The organism is Streptomyces sp. NRRL F-5122 (assembly GCF_001507435.1).
GTDB lineage: Bacteria > Actinomycetota > Actinomycetes > Streptomycetales > Streptomycetaceae > Streptomyces > Streptomyces lannensis.
The window spans coordinates 101,429-121,566 of sequence record NZ_LMWH01000117.1 but is presented as its reverse complement, the minus strand read 5'-3'; the positions used below and the strand labels follow the sequence as shown (position 1 = coordinate 121,566).

General features: G+C 68.2%; 14 protein-coding genes. 8 read left to right on the top strand and 6 right to left on the bottom strand.

What is annotated here, in order from left to right:
- A complete protein-coding gene (locus tag ADL25_RS15430; RefSeq protein ID WP_059128301.1) occupies positions 1–477 on the top strand; it encodes a hypothetical protein in 477 nt (158 codons plus the stop codon).
- Between the two features lie 288 nt (positions 478–765).
- On the opposite strand, the gene ADL25_RS15425 is transcribed toward ADL25_RS15430, so the two are convergent.
- On the bottom strand, positions 766–1,413 hold the full coding sequence (locus ADL25_RS15425; protein ID WP_059128300.1) for a class I SAM-dependent DNA methyltransferase: 648 nt from the start codon (positions 1,411–1,413) through the stop codon (positions 766–768).
- 462 nt (positions 1,414–1,875) lie between these two features.
- On the opposite strand from ADL25_RS15425, the gene ADL25_RS15420 reads away from it, so the two are divergent.
- The 4 genes from ADL25_RS15420 (at position 1,876) to ADL25_RS48985 (ending at position 6,029) form a co-directional block, all read left to right on the top strand.
- On the top strand, positions 1,876–3,180 hold the full coding sequence (locus tag ADL25_RS15420; RefSeq protein WP_059128299.1) for an MFS transporter: 1,305 nt from the start codon (positions 1,876–1,878) through the stop codon (positions 3,178–3,180).
- Between the two features lie 222 nt (positions 3,181–3,402).
- Complete coding sequence (locus ADL25_RS15415) at positions 3,403–4,062, top strand: hypothetical protein (RefSeq protein WP_059128298.1); 660 nt, start codon at positions 3,403–3,405, stop codon at positions 4,060–4,062.
- 632 nt (positions 4,063–4,694) lie between these two features.
- Positions 4,695–5,234 carry a tetratricopeptide repeat protein gene (locus ADL25_RS48990; protein ID WP_059128297.1) on the top strand — a complete coding sequence of 180 codons (540 nt, stop codon included), beginning with the start codon at positions 4,695–4,697 and terminating at the stop codon, positions 5,232–5,234.
- Positions 5,235–5,732: 498 nt separating this feature from the next.
- On the top strand, positions 5,733–6,029 hold the full coding sequence (locus ADL25_RS48985; RefSeq protein ID WP_159044933.1) for a hypothetical protein: 297 nt from the start codon (positions 5,733–5,735) through the stop codon (positions 6,027–6,029).
- A 223-nt stretch (positions 6,030–6,252) separates the two neighbouring features.
- Here the strand turns inward: ADL25_RS48985 and ADL25_RS15400 are convergent, their stop codons facing one another.
- The 4 genes from ADL25_RS15400 to ADL25_RS15385 form a co-directional block, all read right to left on the bottom strand.
- The gene (locus ADL25_RS15400) at positions 6,253–6,987 is read right to left on the bottom strand and encodes a transposase family protein (protein WP_324614049.1); all 735 of its coding nucleotides are present in this window, start codon (positions 6,985–6,987) and stop codon (positions 6,253–6,255) included.
- Positions 6,988–7,153: 166 nt separating this feature from the next.
- Positions 7,154–7,987, bottom strand: a complete 834-nt coding sequence (locus ADL25_RS15395; RefSeq protein ID WP_199839162.1) for a GNAT family N-acetyltransferase — start codon at positions 7,985–7,987, stop codon at positions 7,154–7,156.
- A gap of 134 nt (positions 7,988–8,121) precedes the next feature.
- Complete coding sequence (locus ADL25_RS15390) at positions 8,122–8,910, bottom strand: tetratricopeptide repeat protein (protein WP_059128295.1); 789 nt, start codon at positions 8,908–8,910, stop codon at positions 8,122–8,124.
- Positions 8,911–8,940: 30 nt separating this feature from the next.
- Complete coding sequence (locus tag ADL25_RS15385) at positions 8,941–12,402, bottom strand: CHAT domain-containing protein (protein WP_159044932.1); 3,462 nt, start codon at positions 12,400–12,402, stop codon at positions 8,941–8,943.
- 20 nt (positions 12,403–12,422) lie between these two features.
- Between ADL25_RS15385 and ADL25_RS15380 the strand changes: the two genes are divergently transcribed.
- The 3 genes from ADL25_RS15380 (at position 12,423) to ADL25_RS15370 (ending at position 18,038) form a co-directional block, all read left to right on the top strand.
- The gene (locus ADL25_RS15380) at positions 12,423–12,788 is read left to right on the top strand and encodes a hypothetical protein (RefSeq protein WP_147317853.1); all 366 of its coding nucleotides are present in this window, start codon (positions 12,423–12,425) and stop codon (positions 12,786–12,788) included.
- 2 nt (positions 12,789–12,790) lie between these two features.
- The gene (locus tag ADL25_RS15375) at positions 12,791–13,597 is read left to right on the top strand and encodes a hypothetical protein (protein WP_059128292.1); all 807 of its coding nucleotides are present in this window, start codon (positions 12,791–12,793) and stop codon (positions 13,595–13,597) included.
- A gap of 364 nt (positions 13,598–13,961) precedes the next feature.
- A complete protein-coding gene (locus tag ADL25_RS15370; protein ID WP_059128291.1) occupies positions 13,962–18,038 on the top strand; it encodes a discoidin domain-containing protein in 4,077 nt (1,358 codons plus the stop codon).
- Between the two features lie 397 nt (positions 18,039–18,435).
- Here ADL25_RS15370 and ADL25_RS15365 read toward each other — a convergent pair whose 3' ends face one another.
- Entirely contained in the window at positions 18,436–20,130 is a 1,695-nt protein-coding gene (locus tag ADL25_RS15365) for a PucR family transcriptional regulator (protein ID WP_059128317.1), read from the bottom strand.
- Positions 20,131–20,138: the final 8 nt, after the last annotated feature.

Sequence of the window (20,138 nt, the reverse complement as noted above, 5' to 3'; positions counted from 1 at the left end):
GTGTTCCACCGTCTGACCCGGATGTCGGCGTTGCTCGTGGGTGCGCTGCTCGTCGGGGGTCTCGCCGCCTGCGATCCGGACGGCCTGCACTCCGCCGAGCACGCCGGGCCGTTCCCGCACGAGTCTCCGTCGGACGCCGCCGACGTCAGCCTCGACCAAGCCCTGTCCGACTACGGTGTCCGCCTGCCCAAGGGGGCCGAGGACATCACTTACGGTGCCCTGAAGGCTTTGGACGGATACCCGTTCAACGTCCAGTTCTCCATGCCGTGCGACGGTGTACCGGCGTTCGTCCAGGACAACCGGCTCGCCTCCGCAGGGAGGAAGACCCCCGACGAAGTACTGACGGACGTCGTCGACGCGGGGTTCGCGCCGGATTCCGGCCCGGCCTACACCCGGGCGAAGGGAACGAAGCCGCCCAAGGTCGTGGGAGCGGTCTTCGAACGGTCGGGGACGTGCAGGGTGTTCCTCGGTGCCTGAGCCGATCGGAAGTCCGTCGTATCACCGGCGCCCACCCCGGGCCGGGCGGGTGACGGCCTGACGAAGGGCACTCGCCGAAGCAAGGCCGGAAGCCGGTACCTCCCTACAAGGGGGTGCCGGCTTCCGGCCTGTCGTCCGGCCGACCGACCGTGTCCGAAATGTGCCGCTCTCGCTCTGCCCTGCTATGTAGTCGTTCATCCCGCAGGTGGCGAATGGCGTTTGGTGCGGAAGTTCGGCCGTCCGTCTCATTCGTTTCGGCACACAGGGTCGGTTGAGTAGCTTCTGGGTCTAGCCTTTACAGGCGAGGAGCTGGACCTCCTGGAACTGCCGCCGGTCGGTGGGCTTGGGCTCGATCACCAGGCGGGCCGACTCTGCCAACCCATGATCGGCCAGAAGCTCGGCGAAGCGGTCGGGGGACCAGCGGTAGGCCGTCGCCACTGTGTGGTCGTAGGCCTGCGTCTCCTCGTGAGGGCCGTCGGTGGCAGGGAAGTCGATCAGCAGGTGCCCGCCGGGAGCCAGGACCCGGGCGATCTCGGCCAGGATGGCGGGTAGGTCCTGCGGCGGGGTGTGGATGACGGACCACCGCGAGAGCGCCCCGCCGAGCGCGCCGTCCTCGATGTCCAGCGCGGCCATCGAGCCGACCTCGAACCGCAGTCCGGGGTTGGCTTCGCGAGCGAGCTCGACCATCACGGGGGAGGCGTCGACGCCGAAAGCGTTCAGGCCCAGCTCACGGAGGTGAGCCGTCAGATGACCCGGTCCGCAGCCGAGGTCGGCGACTCTGCCGTCGCCGACCGTCCGTACCAGCTCCGCGAAGGCGCTCAGGAGGGCGCGCTCCAAAGGACGGTCGTGCAGGGGGTCGTGGAACAGCTCGGCGTACGTCGGGGCGATGGCGTCGTAGGCCTTGCGGGTGGCGTGCAAGGTGTCGAGTTCGGTCACCCGGAGACCGTAGCGGGAGGAGAGTCCCTGCGTTTCAATAACGCTTGCCGAGCTGCTGTGTGACCGATCATCTGCGGAGCCAACTGACGAGTGAAAATGGGTCAGACGAGACAAGGGGGCAAGATCCCCTGAGACGAGATTCTCGCCGAGCAGGGGCAATACCAGTTGAGCCGCCCACCCTTGTGTCCCGGCGCGAACAGTAGGACTCTTCCCGCCGTCTGCCCACACCTTAATTGCCTTTCGTGCGCTGTCGAGCGGGAGCTAGTGTCTGCGCAGCGAGTGACTCACGAGGAGCGAAGACATGGTCGGTCGTCCGAGCACGCGTTGACGTTTGTGGCCGTCATCGCGTGCTGCCCTTGATGCGCGGCACAGCGAGCCATCCTTTCCCGCTGTCTGACACGGTCGGTGCACCTGTCGTGCGCCGGCTGGCGGGTCTCGTCTTCGGTCCTTCGAGAGGTCCCTGTGCCGTCCCCTTCCTCCGCTGTATCCGATTTCGGTCGACCTGATCCGTCAAGCTTGTGGCGGGACGGTGACTTCCGCAGGCTCTGGGTGGGCCAGACAGCCTCCCAACTGGGTGAACATACGAGCCTCGTGGTTCTGCCGCTCTTCGCCGTCCTGACACTCAACGCCGATGCCGGGCAGTGGGGCGTCCTGCGCGCGGTGGGGCAGGCGCCGATCCTGCTGCTGTCGCTCTTCGTCGGGGCGTGGGTGGACAGGTGGCGGACCCGCACACTGATGGTGCTGGCGGACGCCGGTCGTGCCCTGGCTCTCGGCGCCGCCGCCGTGACGGGTCTCCTCGCTGGACTCGGCCTGCCCGCGCTGCTCGTGGTTGCCTTCGCGGTCGGGGCTCTGTCCGTGTTCTTCGACGTGGCTTACCAGGCGTCTTTGGTACGGCTGGTGGAGCGCGATCAGTTGGTGCGAGGGAACAGCGCGCTCGAGGGCAGCCGGTCTGCAGTACAGATCGGCGGGCCCGCCCTCGGCGGTGTGTTGGTGTCCGTGCTGTCGGCGCCGATCGCTGTCGCCTCCAGCGCAGTGTTTTTCGCGCTGTCGTTCCTGTCGATCCGACGGATCGACCGCCGCGAATCCGTCCCGGAGCGCTCGGAACGTCCTCCTCGGGTCTGGCGGCGGATCCAAGAGGGCCTCCGCTTTGTCGCCGGCGACACCTCGCTGCGTACTGTGTGCCTGGCATCAGCCGCCTTCCAGTTCTTCTTCGCGGCTGTGATGACCGTCTATCTGCTGTTCCTGCCACGAGACCTGCACCTGTCCGCCACCGCCGTCGGGCTGGCGCTGGCGGCGACGGGGCCGGGCGCGCTCCTGGGCTCGCTGCTGGCCGCCCGCCTACCGAGTCGCTTCGGATACGGCGCGGTGCTCGTGTCCGCGGCAGCACTCGGCGACGGCGTCTTCCTGTTCGTGCCCGCACTGCACAGCAGCTCCGAGGTGACGGTTCCCGCCCTCCTTACGGTCAACTTCGTCTTCGGAACGTTCAGCCAGCTGGTGAATGTCACCGTCATGGCGGTCCGGCAGACCGTCACTCCGGACACGCTGCAAGGCCGCGCGGCCGCGACGATCAACTTTGTCGGGATGGGGCTGACCCCGCTCGGCTCGCTCCTCGGCGGCCTCCTGGCAGAAGCCTGGGGGACGCGCACCAGTCTCCTGGTGACAGCCCTCGGCATGTTGGTGTCGCCGGCGCTGATGGCCCTGTCACCACTCGCACGCCTGGGACGAACGCTTCCCGTTCCGCCGGGGACTCCGGTCCCGTCCGCGTGAGGGCCTTTGTCGCCCTTACGACGACGAGGCGCCGACCACCGCAATCCTGGACGGACACCTCCACCATGGCGACGTTCGATCCGTGGTGAGATGGAGGTGCTATTGGGACGGTGAACCATTCGGTGTCGAAGGGCGAAAATGGCCGTGGCCGCAGTTTCGTGAGCGGCCGCTCTTGGTGGGGCTGCCTGCGAGGCCGGCACGAGCTGACTGGATACTTGCCTGATGGAGGTCTCTAGCAATTCCTGGGCCAACACCACGCACGATTGGTCCAGCGTCATCGATCTGGACCATCTGGCATCTATCCGACAAGCTCCGGAGAAGTTCGCGCCAGGCGGCCCGTGGCATCTTCTGCTTGAGGTGCTTGCGTATGCCGCCGACGAAGCATCCAGCAGGGGTGGTGGACGCTGCCTCGTCACCCTCTATCCGGATGGCTCCTTGTCCGTGGCGGATGACGGGCGGGGCACTGATACCCGTACAGACGAGTGCGGCCAGATCGTCAAGAAGCCGGTCATGGCATCAAAGGATCTTCGGTTCTTCGACTTTCCGGAAGCGGAACTTCTTCAGGACGGTCATCCGCGCCGGGGCATGTCTGTGGTTGCTGTGCTCAGTGAATGGCTCGTCCATACCAACCGCCGGCTCAATGGGGCCTGGACCCAACGCTACGAGCGGGGCATCCCGGCTACTGGCCTGGAGCCTGTCGAGCCCGACGGCACCACCGGAACACTCGTCCACTTCAGACCGAGCGACACACTGCGTTCGCTGGGGGTGCCGACGGAGGACCAGCTGAAGCGTCTGGCCGTGATGTGGCCGCATCTGGAAGTTCAAGTGGATGACCGCAGCAGTACCGGAAGCTCATTGCTGGGTGAGGATGCGGGTTCGTAAGCGTTCGAACGAGGGCCGACCATACATCGCTCGTTTAGGCGTTTTCACCCGGTTCACGTGTCCTTCGGAGACGTCAGAACTCCACGGGAGGGTGGGGCCGACGGTGACGGCGTCGAGGTCCTGGCGGAGGAAGCTGGCGAAGCCGTGCGTCGCTTTCGGTTGTCCTGTTCGGCTTTTTCCCGACGCCGTAGCTGTCAGCCTCCCGTCCACGGCCCTCGGGTTTTACGACGGTCTCCGTCATCTCACATCGCTTCCATGATCAACAGATCTCGTTGTCGATGAGACAATCCCCTGCGCTGAGGACTTATCCGCCGACCGGGTGCTCTCTGCGGAGTTGCCGTTTGTTAGTCGATGAGCATGACGTGTGTGCCTATAGAAGGGGTGTGACAACCAACTGGGCAGTGTGCCCGCTAGGTCGGGCGTGGCCGCCCTTCACCGGAAAGGCCTTCTCTGTGAACGGATCATCGTTTCAAAGCTCTCGTGTTCAGTCCCTCAACCTGACCTCGATCAGTGTGCTTACGGCAGTTCTGAGTATGTTCCCGGCCGGAACGGCATTCGCTGAGTCGGTTCCGCAGGCAGTCCCTGGTGGATATGCGAAGGTATTGCCGGTTGGGATTCAGAATGAAGGCCCCATGCTGCGGCCCGTGCTGTGGGATGAGAAGGCTGGATTCAACGGAGCACCTTCGGCTTCACCTAAGCTGACCTCCGCCAGCGAGGGCCAGTCCTCCAACGACGTCGCCAAGCTCGTGGGGCGCGGGGTCGATCAGATGAACCGCAACGACGTTGCTGGAGCCAGCAACACCTTCAAGCAAGTACTGAAGTCGGATCCCGGCAACAAGTATGCCTGGTACAACCTGGGTGTCATCGCGCAGCAAAGCAATAAACCGACCAGTGCCCGCACGGCATACGAGAAGGCTCTGAAGACTGATCCCAGATTCGGACCGGCCCTCTTCAACGAAGCAGTCCTGCTCCAAGCCAGTAACCCTGACCGAGCCCTTACGCTGTTGAAGCGGGCGGTTGCTTCCAACCCGAAGGCGTCTACCGCCTATTTCCTTATGGGGGAGATTATGGCGAAAAAGGGCTCGAAAAAAGATGCCAAGGAGGCCTTCGCTCGGGCGGTCGCAATCGACCCTCAGCTCCGGTCGCAGGTGCCCGCAGGGTTCCTTGGCTAAGCCTGACTCTGTCGGGGATCTTGGATGGTCGGGTTCAAGTACCGGGGGTTCGTCAGGACTTCGGCCGGGGGGATGTCGTTCTGATCCAGGAAGGTCTGGAAGGCAGTCGGCAGTCTCGGTGAGGAGGATCCCTCGGTCACTGACCGGCTGCTGAGGCGTTCGATGTTCACGGCGACGGCCGTGAGTGCGTGTTGCAGGTGGGCTTTCGGCTGTCCGCGGTAGCGGTAGTGGCGCATGCCCGTGTCCGTGGGCGAACTCGTTGATGGTGGCCTTCACTCCGGAACGGACCGCGTAGTGGAACTTCCACTTGGGTGTCTGCTGCTCGCTGCGGACGCGGACTTGCAGGTCGCGGAGTTCTCGCGGGGGAAAGCCCACGTTGCGGGCGCTCTCGCGAGAGGTGGTGCATCAAGGGCGGTCCGGACACGGCTGACACCGGCTCTTGGTGAACCGCGCCACGATCAGGGGTGCCGCGGTGGGCGACGAAGTCGGGTAGGGCCCGTGCCATCCCTGGCCGACCTTGCCTCGGGGGCAGGTGACCTGCGGGCGATCGAAGTCGATGTGGAAGTCGTCCCGGTCGAAGCCTTCGATCCTGTGGTGCTGGCGGGCGGGGTTGCCCGGCAGGGGCACGCTGAGGGTGATCTGCTCACCCACATCGCTGTCGTACCACCCGGGTTGCTCGCCCGCGCGATCTGCGCGGTCAGAGACGGGACCTGCTCACCGGAACGGGGGCAGAGCGACAACGGGCACCTCGACAACTGCATTGATCTTCGAAACAGGTCCGAGCAAGCCTGCTGATCATGCTGGCGCACCGGCAAATTCCAAGATCCCCGACAGAGTCAAGGCAACGACTCGGTCCGCGGTTGAGGTCGGGACGTGCTGGTCTGGCGGTCCGGCTGCGAGTGATCAGCAGGCGGCCTGTCGGGCGAGTACCAGTTCGACGCTCGCCTTGCGACGGGTCACCCGGCGGGCGGAGCGGTTCGAGACCAGCGAAGCGATCGCCAGGTGGGTCTCGGCATAGTCATCTCGTGGGCCGGTATCGCGCTGGAGCGGGCGCCACTGTCGCAGTTCGGCGTTGGTGTGCTCGACGCAGATCCGATCTGAGGACTGTCGGCGGCGCATCTCCCGCCAGGCGTATTGCTCGCCGAGCGGGGCGTCGTCCTTCGGCTTCCTCGGCGGGGCGCTGACCTCGGTGGGGAACTCGTTGGCCAGGCCCCGGTAGCCCTCGTCGACCTCGGCCCGTACGGGTCCGGAACTGGTCGGCGATGCCCTCGGTGCGCATCGCGGTCTGGTCGTGCATGCGACCCGGCCGGTCCGCGCCCGACCACAGCAGACGGCCCTGCCCGTCGCTGATGGTGGTGGTCTTGATGGTGTTCTGCTTCTTCTTGCCGGAGACGTAGGCCCGCCGTCCGGGACGGTTGGTCCTGGACCTGTGGACCTGGGTCTCTGCTCCGTCGATCCGCAGGGTGATCCCCTCGGTTTCCGCGTAGGCGAACACGTCCGCCAGGGTACGCAGCCGCACCTGGGGGCGGTCGGGGACCGCGAGGCCGTGCGCCGCCGGCAGCGGGCGGATCTCGCCGATGGCGCGGGAGACCGTGGAGCGGGCCGTGCCGTACAACTCGGCCAGTGCGGCGTGCGGAAGCCCGGTGCGCAGGTACACCAGGGTGACCAGCACCCGGTCGGTGAAGACCAGGTCGTACTTCGGCCCGGCTCCGGCTGCTCGCTGCCGCGCACCACCACGCCTCTCGTCGAGCAACGACTCACACCGAGCCAGCCACGGGTCCGCCAACTCTTCGATCAAATCCCGAGATGTGCACGGGAGACGCCGCAGAAGGCAGAATGGGACAAGGCCCCACGGGGCCAAGCTGACGTCACACTCGGCCTAACCCTCCGCGTCACGGTCGTTGCTCGGCTGCAGATGGCTATTCGGCGGGCTCGGCTATCAGGGCGGTGCCCACCCGGTCAAAGCCGAGCCGGGAGTAGATCCGAGCGACATCGTCGTCGCTCGCGGACAAGAACACGGTCCCGACTCCGCGAGAGCGTGCATCGGCCACCAAAGACGCGGTGACCGCGAGCGCGAGGCCGCGTCGGCGCGCGGTTGGCAAGGTCCCCATCCCGACAATCTCACTGACCGTTCCGACGGGTTGGTGCCGACCGGCGCATAGGGCTCTTCCGTCCACGACCGCTGCGGCAACGCCGGTCAGGCCGGCACGTATGCGGGACGCCATGCGTTCTACCGATCCATCAGCGGCCCGGCTGTCAACGGCCTCGTCCAGTTCCGTCACGCCAGCCACTCCAACCCGTGTGCCCGGTTCGCCGAAGGCCAGGTAGAGCAGGGCCAGGGCACTTGGCAGAGTGGGATCATCAGGTCCGAGGGAGCGGACAACAACCCCATCGGCCCGCTCCGGCAAAGCCGGGATGAGCGCGTGCGGGCTCAGCACCATCAAAGGGTGCTCATGCACAACGAGGCCCGTCTGCTCGACAGCCGTCCGCAGCCCAGGAGTGGTCTCAGCGACCCATTCGAAGCTCTCCGGGAGGTCCAGTGCCCGCTGCCGCTCGCGCACACTTGCAACCTCCGCAGCGCTCACTGCACCGGACCACCCCACGGACGGGCGCGCGTAGAAGGGAAATCCGTCTCCGTCGCGGACGAACAGGGTCAGCGGCCCGAAGTCCTCGACGCGGGCCGAAGAACGGGGTACCGAGTCGTAGTAGTGCTCAAGGCTGTTCAACACCCCACGCCGATCATCAAGATCCACAGCAGTCACAGTGGAGATCCAAGCAGTAGCCCGCGAACCGTCGCCACCGAATTGCACCTCCTGAGCGGCCGTCCTGCTCAGCGACGACCTGAGCTATCGCGGACCGAGTCGTAAGGCCGTTCCCCTCGCCCGTCTCAGGTGATGTTGATGTTGACGTTCCAGCCCATTCTCCTCAGGCGCTGCTGGGTCTCCAGCGTCAGTTGGTGATCGAGGCCGAGGGTGCGCACGTAGTGCCGGAGGATGTCGACGAGCAGCAGTCCGGCCTCGTGCCGCTGTCCCAGGGTGTGCAGTGCGGCCACCAGGTTGCCGCCCACGGCGAGTGTCTGGAGGTCGTCCGGGCCCAGGGCCTGCTGGTAGCCGGTGTACGCGCGGTTGAGCAGCTCGTAACCCCTTTGCTGGTCGCCCGCCTTGAACAGCACGGAGCCCAGCAGCGAGGCAGTGTCCAGGGAGTCGGGGTGGCCGGGGCCCAGAATTGCGTCGCGGCCTTCCAGCGTCCGTCCGATGAGGGCGAGCCCTTCTTCCCACTCATCGCCCATCACCAGCGCCGCCCCGAGATTGTGCGCGTAGGCGAGCGTGTCCGGGGCGTCGGCCCCGAAGAGGCGTGCCGAGCGTTCGTAGGCTTCGCGGTGCATGGCCTCCGCTTCGGGCAGCAGCCCACGCTGATAAAGGGCGTGTCCCAGCGCGTCGTACAGCTCGACCGTCATCGGGTGACCGGGGCCGAGGAGGCGTTCGTAGTCGGTGAGCAGATCCCGCATCACCGGCTCCGCCGCCTCGTACAGCTCGCGGTCGAACAACTGCTGGGCGAGTTCCTGTCGTTCGGCGGTCTCGGGTGGCAGATCCGGGGTGTGCTCGCCGTGCGGATCCCCGTCCGGTGGTACGTAGTCCTCCCTGGGCTGTGCCGTGCCTCGGTGTTCCGGGTGCATGGTTGATGTTCCTCTCGTCGCGGTGGCGGATCAGATCCCCGAATGCACGAACGGTGCCCAGACACGGGGCGGGTGGCCGGCCCTCCTCAATTCCCGGACCGCTTCGTACAGGGCCTGCGCCGCTTCGCCGGTGTCCAAGGTGCCGCCGGAGGCGAGCGCGTCGTAGAGGCCGGCGGTCACCTCGGCGGCCGTGGTGGCGCCGACGGACCACAGCGTGCCGACGACCTGCCGCCACCCGGTGTACTGGAGGGCGCTGGTGACGGCCATGGCCTCATCGGGGGCCCCGGCTCCGCCGAGGGCTGTCTGGCATGCGGAGAGGAAGACGAAATCGCCTTGGGCGAAGTGGTCGGACCGCAGGTCGGCCACGGTCAGCACCGCGTCGTGCAGCACCACGCCCCCCTGCGAGGGCCGTGTCAGGTCCTGGCCGCCGTGGCAGCTCAGATGTGCCCAGCGGTGTGTGCGCAGCCCTTCCCGTACGGCCTGGCGGGTCGCGCGTTCGCCACGGAGCACTGTCGATGTGGGGAACGCCGCTCGCAGTGCGGCCAGTTCGTCCTCGACCTGAGGCAGGGGACCGTAGCCGGGGGTCGACGGCAGCCCCACCACCAGCATTCCGTCCCCCGGCGCGGAGGAACGGGCGGCGGCACGGCTGTCGAGCAGAGCGCGCAGGGTGGGCGTGTACGAGGGCGTCACCAGGTCCTGGACGCATTCCCCGGCCTGAACGGCGGTACCGGCGCCGGATTCCGGGATCCCGGCGGCATGCAGGGGCAGCAGCGCCAGCAGGCCGGTGGGGCACCACCACAGGCGGGGGAGGCCCGCGCCGTCGGGTGGTGAAGTGGTCAACTCCAGTGCCCGCAGGGGAGGTTCCACGATGTCCCGCCACAGCCATTCCAGCGTACGGGTGACGATGAGATTGAGCGTGACCTGGGCCAGGGCGTCGCGCGGTCCGGTCTCGTACCGCTGGAGTGCCGTCAGATAGCGCTGCGTCCTGGCCAGAAGCTCCGGATGGCCTACACCGAGCGGGACCGTCCGGGTGGCGGACGTGGTGACGATCAGCGCGTCGGTGCGCCACTGACTCGACACCACCAGCACGACGGGACCGTCCGCGGCGGCCTGGCGCAGCTCCTCGATGCCTGCCGGACGCCGGAAGTCCTCGAAGCCGGTCAACGTCCTGATCTGGGCGACGAGGTCCTCACGTTCGGCGGCCAGCGTCAGGCGCCCGTCGGCGATCCGGCCCCACCACGGCTCGGAGGCGCCCGCCTCGGGTGACGTGTTCAACTCCCTTTCGACGACGGTCAGCCGCTCGGCCAGCTCCGCCTCCACGGCTTGCAGGGCATCCAGTTCCGTACGTGAGTCGAGTAGCTGGGACCACAGGACGCCTCGCCCCTGTTCCAGTAGCTCCACCGCCCGATCCGGGTTTCCGGCGGCGATCGCGCAACTCGCGGCCTCCCCGGCCAGTCCGCTCCACAGGGTGAGCAACTCCTCCTGTGCACGCGTGTCCTGGGCGGGCGTGACCAGCGTGGGCAGCACGTCGAGTGCCTGGGCGTACAGGTCGACGGCCGCGGCCCAGGCACCTCGTCGGCACCGTGCCCGCGCCGCGTATGCAGCGGCCGAGGCGCGGGACGAGGGTTGTACCGAGGGGTCGGTGACGAGCCCTTCCCACAGAGACAGGGCCCGGTCGGTCTCGGCTGCCCCGCCCAGCTCGGCCAGCAGAAAGGCAAGGAGCAGTACCGCATGGGCCCGCTGCGGATGCCGCGGCGGAGTCACCCGCACGGCGCGCTCACTGAGTTCGAGCGCCCGGTCGGCGTCGCCGCGCCGGCCGTGGAGACGGTAGAGACTGTACGAGAGGGAGCTCAGGCCGCGGAGACGGCCGCCGAGGTCCGGATGGTACGGGCCGGTCTGTTCGACGGCACGCAGCAGGCACTCGTACGCCTCCCTGACGTCCTCGAGCTCGGCGGGATCCAGCACCGGCCCTGACGCCTTCCTGCGCTCCCACTCGAGCTGTGCCGTCTCGTGGACCAGGTCGGTGAGGCCGAAGGGGGTGACCTGCCCGAGTAATCCGAAATTCCGGGCCATGAGTGCTTCGCCGAGACTTGCGAGGTGGGCCGGCGCTCCCGGGTGACCCGGCAGGTCTGCGCTCGCCGCCCCGGTGCGGGCTGCCTCACGGAACGCTTCGACGGCCCGGTCGAGAAAGGACCGGTCGTGAGCGTACTCGGACGCGGCGAACAACGCCCGCCCGAAGGTGTGCAGATGATCCGCACGGCGTGCGAGGCCGGCCGTCCCCGCCTTTTCGCCCGGGCCCTCCTTCACGGCTCTCTCTCCCGCAAGGAGAGCGTCGTCCAGATCCTGGACGGCACCGGTCTCCTCGAACCGGCTGAGCAGGGCCTTGCTCAGGCCGGCCAGAGACGCGGCCCGGTCGGGCGATCTGAGCGGTGTGGCGTCGGCGCCCTGTGTCAGCAACTCGATGGCTCGGTGCAGCGGGCGTGGGTCCCGGGTGAGGAGATACCGCGAGTGGTATGCGCCCCCGAGGCGGCTCCTCCGGGTGGCGAGGGCCCTGTCGTTCTCGGGTGTCCGCGCCACGGTGCGCTCCAACTCCTCGATGCCCTGGTCAAGTTCACCCTGGTCACCGGTCAGCTCATAGCGCCCGATGCGCGCGGAGGCGAGTCTCTCCTCGAACATCGCACGCAAGTGGTGCTCCGGCGGTGTCGATCGCACGGCACGGGCACTGAGCCGGACCGACTCGGCCCAGGCGACGGCGTCACCCGTGAACCTGGCCCGGTACTGGAGCACAGCGCTGAGATTGTCGAGGCGGAGTGGCAGTTTGGGGTCCCATGGCTCGGTGCCGCGCACCGCGTCTCGCGCTGCCCGCTCCGCCCGGTCGAGATCCGTCGGGTCGCCGCGCCGGTAGTACCGCATGTGCAGGGCCAGGCTCAGGTTCGACAGGTCTCCGGCCCAGTACTCATGGTCCGGCGTGTATGCCTCGACCGTGCCGTTGAACAGCTCGATCACCTCGTCGAGCTTGTCCAGGTCCTCGTCGACCTGCACCTCTCTCAGCAGGTGGGCCGCCCGGCGCCCCCAATGCTCCGGCCCGACGAAGGAAAGGTCGTAGTTCGACGGGTTGCGGGACAGCAGGGCTCGCACCTCGTCGGGCACCCTGACCGACTCCGCGCCCTCGACCGCGCCGTACAGCACGAGCGCACCCCAAAGGTCGTCGATGGGGCCGTCCTGGCCCAGCGCCACCGTGCGCGCCCAGTGCAGCCCGGCCAGTGCGTACACGGCCTCGACGGTGGCGCCCTGCCCGGTCAGGACGGTCCGCCAGATCCGCCCCGCCGGGGCCAGCACACCGGGCCCCGTCACGGCGTCCCGGTCGCCGCCATGCTCCCATCGGCTCACCCGTTCCCGTACCGCGTCCACGGCTTCGTCCAGGTCCACGCAACTGACCCCCGTAGCGATGCGTCCACAACTACCGTAGGAGATCAGGACCTTCGTGACCACGACAGGAAGGAAAGGCCGCATTGCCTACTGCCGAGGATCGAGCCCTGGCCGGGTGGTTGTGCGCCGTCGCGCCGGAGTTGCGCGCGGGCGCGCTCGGTGACGAGGAGGTGTTGGCCTGGATCGATGCCGCGCTGGCCGCGGTACGGAACGGAGAATCCGCTGCCCCGGTGTGCCGTCGCCTTGGCTATCCGTCCCGGGCGGAACCGGACAAGCACACGGGTGATCTGACCGTTCTCGACGACTTCGGCTTCGATCCGGTGGTCGTCCAGGGCGAGTACCGATGCCCGACGGGACGCTGCTCGCGCAGGTCGCAGGCGGACGAGTCCGGCCGGGAGCCGCGCTGCCAGGTCGACGACGCGCCGATGATCCTGCGTGCGAAGCCCTGACGATGAACACTGTCCTGGCGGAGCTTGGCAAGAAGCTCGCCGACCGCTGGATGGGCGCTCTGCTGCTACCCGGTCTGCTCTTCGTCGCCACCGCCGTGTGCGGAGTGCTGCTCGGGCAGGGATCGGCAATCGATTCCGCGCACCTTGCCGACGAACTCACGCGTCTCGGCGAGCGGATGACGACGGGTCCGGCGGCGACGGCCCTCACGGTCGCCGGAGCCCTGCTGGCCGCCACCGTGTCGGGACTGGTCGTGCAGGGGCTCGCGGCTGCCGTACGGCGAGTGCGGGTCGCCCGCCGTCCGCGGCGCTGGGTGAGATGGCGGCGGGAGAGGGCCCGCGCCGCACGAGAGCGGGACGGGGGCACCAGCCCGGACCGGTACCTTCCCGCGCGGATCACGGACATCGGGGACCGTTTCCGTCTGGTGGACGAACGGGTGGATGCGCAGTACGGGCTTTCGGCCGCCCTGGCGTGGCCTCGGCTGTGGCTCCTCCTGCCGGAGACCGCCCGGCCGCTGATCAGTTCCGCGTACTCCCGGTACCAGGGTTCGTCGGAAACCACCGCGTGGGGGCTCCTTATCATGTGCCTCGGGCTGGCCTGGTGGCCGGCGCTGCCGGTGGGCGCGGTCTTGGGACTCGTCGGCCGGCACAGGGGCCGGGCGTCGGGTGCAGCCCTCGCGGACCTGGTCGAAGCCGCCGTCGACCTCCATCAGCGGCAGCTGGCCGAGGCACTGGGCGTCGACCTTCCCCACGGCCGGATCACCCCCGCCGAGGGGCTGCAGATCAACGGCATGCTCAACAAGAGGGCGTGAGCGGGGGGTTCGGGTCAGGTGCGGCGGCCCGCACGATCGCACAGTCCCCGCGGCTGGAGCCGGGCGCTGAAGAGAGTCACCTGCGGGGGGCCGGCCGCGTCGTCCTGATCGACGGCTCACTGAAGCGGGTTTCCTGCCCAGGGATCGCGGCCGGTGCAGGGGTCTACAGCAGCACGGGGAAGGCGGTGCGCCTGGCCGAAGCGTTGCCAGTATGTATTCCTAATTTAATAGAAGCAAAGCGTGCTCGATGTCTTGACAGTCGGGTTGTGTGGCGGCAGTGTTCGGCACCGTGTCGCGGGGTGGCAACGTTGTCATCCTGGTCCCTCAGCCCGCCGTTCCTTGGATTTTCCCTGATCGGAGCCTCATGTCGGATCAGTCCACCGTGCCCTCCCGTCGTGCCGTACTGTCGGCGGGGTCAACCCTGTTGGCAGGGTTCGGCCTTGGCATGGGGCCGCTCGCGTCCGCCGCCACGGCTGGAGCAGGACACCCCGACCGGGACACGCGGTCGAGCGAACTCGCCGTCTACCGGCCGGTTTCGGTGTCCTCGACCGACTATGCCCCCACGCCGGCGGAGTTCGCGGTGGACGGTCTCGCGGTGCGCGGAGTGCGGGGCAGCGGCTGGCGTGCGGCGGCGGGCGATCCGCAGTGGATCAAGGTGGATCTTCAGGCGCTGTGCGAAGTCAGTTCCGTGCGGCTGGTGTTCGAGGCCACCTCGGACGATCCGCCGTTCAAGGAGTCCCCGACCGGCAGCCCCCGGGACAACACCACCGGGCAGGAGATCCTGTCCAGTTGCGCCGTGGACTTCGTCATCGAGATCTCGCGTGACGGCAAGACCTGGACGGCCGTGTACCACACCGATTCCGGCAAGGGCGGCGAGATGGAGATCGCCCTGCCGAAGACGGTCACCGCACGCTGGGTCCGCATGACGGTCGCCAAGCGCTCCAACGCCAACCCCCTCGGTCTCAACGGACTTCAGGTGTACGGCACCTGCCGCACCCGGCGCCCGGAGGTCACCGGCTGGACCGACTGGGCTGTGCGTGAGCGGCACCCCGAGCCGCTGAAGGTGGCCGGCGACGGCACCGTCCCGCTGGAGTCCGGCTGGGACCTGACCATGGACGACTGGACCGGCGCCGACGGTGCCGCCCTGTCCCGCACCATGTACGACACGAGCCGCTGGCTTCCGGCGACCGTCCCCGGCACCGTGCTGACCTCGTTGGTGGGCCAGGGTCATCTGCCCGACCCGGTGGCCGGGTTCAACAATCTGCACGTGCCCGAGGCCCTGTCCCGGCACGCCTGGTGGTATCGGCGCGAGTTCGCCCTGCCCAGGGGACTGCAGACCGGCTCGGGACGGCACGTCTGGCTGGAGTTCGACGGCGTCAACCACGAGGCCGAGGTCTGGTTCAACGGCACGAAGGCCGGCTCCTTCAGCAACCCGTTCTCGCGCGCCTCCTACGACGTGACCCAGTTGTTGGCGTCCGACCGCCAGGCGCTCGCGGTGAAGATCACCCCGATGCCGTTCCCGGGCAGTCCGACGGACAAGGGCCCGGCGGGCCTCGCGTTCGTGGACGCGGGCGCCAACATGATGAACCGCAACTCGCCCACCTACCTGGCCTCCTCGGGCTGGGACTGGATGCCGGCGGTGCGCGACCGTGCGGCCGGCATCTGGAACCACGTCCGGCTGCGCTCCACCGGCGCGGCCGTCATCGGCGACCCGCGGGTGGACACGCTACTGCCCGGCCTGCCCGACACCAGCACCGCGGAGCTGACCGTCGTGGTCCCGGTGCGCAACGCCGACTCCGGCGACAAGCGCGTCACCGTGACCGCCGCGTTCGGCCGGGTGCGGGTCACCCGGACCGTGACGGTGGCCGGCGGCACGAGCACGGACGTCACCTTCGCCCCCGCCGACTTCCCGCAACTGCGCCTGCACGATCCCAAGTTGTGGTGGCCCAACGGCTACGGCGAGCCGAACCTGCACGACCTCACCCTGACCGCGTCCGTGGACGGCCGGGAGAGCGACCGCCGCACCACCCGCTTCGGCATACGCCAGTTCGGCTACGAGTACGGCGCAGTGCCGATGACGTTCCGGTGGAGCAGCGACATCTTCACCCAGAGCGTGGACTTCCCCCGGCAGAAGGCACGTTACGTCCGCATCCTGTGCCACACCCGCGCCACCCAGTGGGGCTCCTCGATGTGGAGCCTGTCGGTCCTGAACAGCGCCACGCCCGGCGACGACCTGGCCCTCGGCAAGAAGGCGACCGCGTCCTCCACCGACGACCCCTCGCGTGGGGCGGGCAACGTCACCGACGGCGACGGCGACACCCGCTGGTCGTCCTCCTTCGACGACGAGCAGTGGGTCCAGGTGGACCTCGGCTCCTCCCTCGCCTTCGACCGGATCACCGTCAACTGGGAGCAGGCGTACGCGAAGACGTACACCGTCCAGGTCTCCGACGACGGCTCCGCATGGACCGACGTGCGCGACGTCGACAACGCCGCCGCTCCGCTGCCGTTCAACACCTCCGGCTCGGCGAGCATGCAGAACGTCGAGTTCGAGGCGGTCACCGCCCGCTACATGCGGGTGTTCTGCCGGACCCGCGCCACCGGCTGGGGCTTCTCGATGTGGGACCTGGCCGTCGTGGACAGCGCCAGACCGGGCACCAATCTGGCGCTGAGCAAGCCCGCGACCGCCTCCTCCGAAGGCGAGGGCACGGTCGCAGGCAACGCGGTGGACGGCGACGTCAACACCCGCTGGACCTCGATCTACGAGGACGACAGCTGGATCCGGTTCGACCTCGGCGCCCCGGAGCGGTTCGATCGCGTGGCCATCACCTGGGAGCAGGCGTACGCGCGGACGTACACGATCCAGGTCTCCGACACCGGCACCGACTGGAAGGACGTCAAGTCCGTCGACAACTCGATCGCGCCGCTGAAGATCAGTGTCAACGGTGTGCGGGTGTTCTGCCGGGGCGGCAACTGGGGCTGGGACGAGTTGCTGCGCCGGATGCCGGCCGAGCGCATGGACACGGCGGTGCGGATGCACCGCGACATGAACTTCACGATGATCCGCAACTGGGTGGGCAGCAGCAACCGCGAGGAGTTCTACACCAGTTGCGACCAGCACGGCCTGCTCGTGTGGAACGACTTCCCCAACGCCTGGGCGATGGACCCCCCGGACCACGACGCGTTCAACAGCACGGCTCGGGACGTCGTGCTCCGCTACCGCATCCACCCGAGCGTTGTCGTGTGGTGCGGGGCCAACGAGGGCAACCCGCCCGCCGCGATCGACGACGGCATGCGCGACGCGGTCCACTCCGGGGCACCCGGCGTGCTGTACCAGAACAACTCGGCCGACGGCATCGTCACCGGCGGCGGTCCCTACGGCTGGGTGGAGCCGGAGAAGTACTTCTCCGCCACCACCTACGGCAGCAAGAACTACGGCTTCCACACCGAGATCGGCATGCCGGTCGTCTCCACGGCGGAGACCGTGCGCCGCCTGGTCGGCCACGAGCCCGAATGGCCCATCGGCGGCGCCTGGTACTACCACGACTGGAGCACGAAGGGGAACCAGGCCCCGCAGAACTACCGCGCGGCCATCGAGTCCCGGCTCGGCACCGCGAAGGACCTGGACGACTTCTGCCGCAAGGCGCAGTTCCTCAACTACGAGAACCATCGCGCCATGTTCGAGGCATGGAACGCCAAGCTGTGGGACGACGCGAGCGCCCTGCTGCTGTGGATGTCCCACCCCGCCTGGTACAGCACGGTCTGGCAGACCTATGACTACGACTTCGACGTCAACGGTGCCTACTACGGCTCCCGCAAGGCCTCCGAGCCCGTCCACGTGCAGGCGAGCCCGGTCGACGGGCAGGTCATCGCCGTCAACCACACTCCGCACGCGATCCGTCAGGCCACCGTGACGGCCCGCTGGTACGACCTCGACGGCCGGATGGTGGCCGGCGAGCAGAAGGCGACCGTGGACGTCGCGCCGTCCGCAACAGCGAAGGCGTTCACCGCCGCCCCGAGCGGCTCCCTGCCGGAGCTGTACCTGCTGCAGTTGCGGCTCACGGACGAGCACGGCAAGACGCTCGCGGAGAACACGTACTGGCGGTACAAGACCCCGGAGGCCATGCAGGCGCTGAACAAGGCACGGCAGACCAGGGTCGCGGTGGACGTCACCGGCTCGCACAGCAGCTCCGACGGACGGCGCGAGCTGACCGCGCGCGTGACCAACCGGGGTTCGTCGGTCGCGTCCATGGTGCGCGTCTCCTTGGTGGACACCCCGTCCGGCCACCGGGTGCTGCCCGCCGAGTACAGCGACAACTACCTGTGGCTCCTGCCCGGTGAGTCCCGGACGATCACCGCCAGTTGGCCCGCGCATGTGGAGGCAGCACGGCCGCGGCTCCGGGTCGAGGGCTACAACGTGCCCGAGGTGACGAGCGGTTCATAGCGGGGATCGGTTGCGACTGAGCGGCCTTCCGGTTGCCTCGGCACAGGGGGCCGCTTTTCGGCTTTCCGTTCGCTCGAATTGGTCGTAGTCCTGGCCGGCGCCGATCCCGCTCCTTCTGGTGCTTTTTCTCCGGCACGGTGCAGAGCATCGAGCGCGGCCATGCGGGCGCCTGGGGGGGTACCAAATCCAGAAAGAAGCCCGCCGCAGAGGAGGAACAGCCGAGTGGTGAGTAAACGACCGCCCGGCAGTGGTGCACGAGGGCAGAGAGGCGCGTAGGTGAGCGTACCGAGGTCCGCTCCCTGGCCTCGATCGGCAACATCGAGAGCCGCTACTCGCTGTAGCACGGCAGCCCGACCCATGGCCACTAGACCGCTCGCACAACAGTTCCCGCGAGGCATCAGCCGGGTCCGCCCAGCACGATCTTCCACACCCGGGTCGCCACCTGGAGGTTGAGCCGATGCTCCACGTTAGCGAGGTCTTTGCCGCTGATGTCGCGGATGCGCTGGAGCCGATAGCGCAGCGTGCTGCGGTGGATCGCGAGGGATTCGGCGGTCTCGTCGTAGTTGCCGCCGCAGTCGAAGTACCGGGACAGGGTCTCCACCATGGCCGTGTGGTGCCGGGAGTCGTAGTCGATGAGCTGCCCGAGCCACTCGTGGACGAACGTCTGTAGTTCCTGGTAATCGTTGCCAGGTCCCAGGATGCGGTAGAGGCCGAGTTCGTCGAAGAACGTCGTGCCGTAGCACTCGCAGGAGTAACGGCGCACTTCCAGGGCGCGCTGCGCCTCCTGGTAGCGGTGAGGGATGTCGTCCAGGCAGTCGCAAGGGGCGCTCACTCCGATCGCCCCGGACGGTGTCCCGGTCTCCCGGGCGAGCGCCTCGTACAGTGCGTGGGCGTGCGGCCTGTCGTCGGCGACCAGGACCACGTGGTCGGAACGTCGGGTCAGCAGCGAGCGCATGCCCACGTTGGAGGCCGCCCGGCCCACGGTCTGCGCGAAGGAATCGTCCGCAGTCCGGTTCGACCACTGCACCACGACGACGTAGTGGATGCGGTGCAGGTCGTGTCCGACTGCCTCGGACCGGGCGTAGGCACTCGCCTCGTCCGTCCCTGCGAGGAGGTCGTCGACCAACTCGCGGTGCAGCCTCAGCTCCACTTCGGCCAGGTTACGCAGATGCGCTAGCTCCGGGGCGAGCGCCGTGGCGGCGTGTTCCATCGCGAGCACCGTGTGCTCATCGGCCTCGGTCCGGGGATCGACCAGGGCGAGCACGCCCAGGATCTTGCCGTGCGGGCGGATCAGGGTGATCAGCCGATCCTTCATCCGCACCGGCCCGACCTCCCGAGCGACGGCGTGCAGCATTTCGTCCTGGCGCACGGGGTCCGGCTCCGGATAAGGGTCGGGGCGGTTGGGGCCGGTCCAGGACCTCAGCCGACCGAAGCGGTCCTCGACCACCGCGGGGAGTCCAGTGAGCCCATGCAGTGCGTGGGTGATGGCTTCCTCACCGCCGCCCGAGGCAGCGACGTCGGCCATGAGTGCGTGAACGGCCCGCTGGTACCCCAGCTCAGCCACGACGGAGATCAGCTGCCGCTGGAAGGCTGTGCGTTCCCCCCTGAGCCGGTGCAGCGCCAGAGCGTCCTCGTGTCGGCGGCGGTGTGCGAAGGCGACTGACAGAGCAGCAGCGGTGTGCCGGACGAGCGTGGCGAGCAGGGAGCGCTCAGCCTCGGTGGGCTGGGAGCAGGACGTAACCACGAGGTAACCGTGGAGTCCCTCAAGTCCGCGCAACCCCAGGGCCCGGCCCCAGGGACTGCCGGATACGGTCACAGGGCCGTCCTGCCCGGCCAGCTCCCGCACCCTCCGGTCCACGGCCAAGGCATGGATCCGCCCGTTCCTCGGGCTGGGGACCAGGTCGCCGTCCACCCTGAGGTATCCGGCCTGGGCGCTGTATGGCCCTGCGGCGCCTACGTGGTCCATGGCCAGGCGCAAAATCTCGCCTTCGTCCAGGGTGTCGAACAGGGCGCTGGAGAGCACCATCAGTTCGTGGAGGGCATGGTCGGCTGGGGTTGACACGGGCGGACCGGGCCCTCTCCGCACGGCCATGTGGGACC

Coding starts and splice junctions, on each gene's coding strand:
- ADL25_RS15415 (WP_059128298.1), top strand. CDS start 3,403: ATGGAGGTCTCTAGCAATTCCTGGGCCAACACCACGCACGATTGGTCC.
- ADL25_RS48990 (WP_059128297.1), top strand. CDS start 4,695: ATGCTGCGGCCCGTGCTGTGGGATGAGAAGGCTGGATTCAACGGAGCA.
- ADL25_RS15390 (WP_059128295.1), bottom strand. CDS start 8,910: ATGCACCCGGAACACCGAGGCACGGCACAGCCCAGGGAGGACTACGTA.
- ADL25_RS15375 (WP_059128292.1), top strand. CDS start 12,791: ATGAACACTGTCCTGGCGGAGCTTGGCAAGAAGCTCGCCGACCGCTGG.
- ADL25_RS15370 (WP_059128291.1), top strand. CDS start 13,962: ATGTCGGATCAGTCCACCGTGCCCTCCCGTCGTGCCGTACTGTCGGCG.
- ADL25_RS15365 (WP_059128317.1), bottom strand. CDS start 20,130: ATGGCCGTGCGGAGAGGGCCCGGTCCGCCCGTGTCAACCCCAGCCGAC.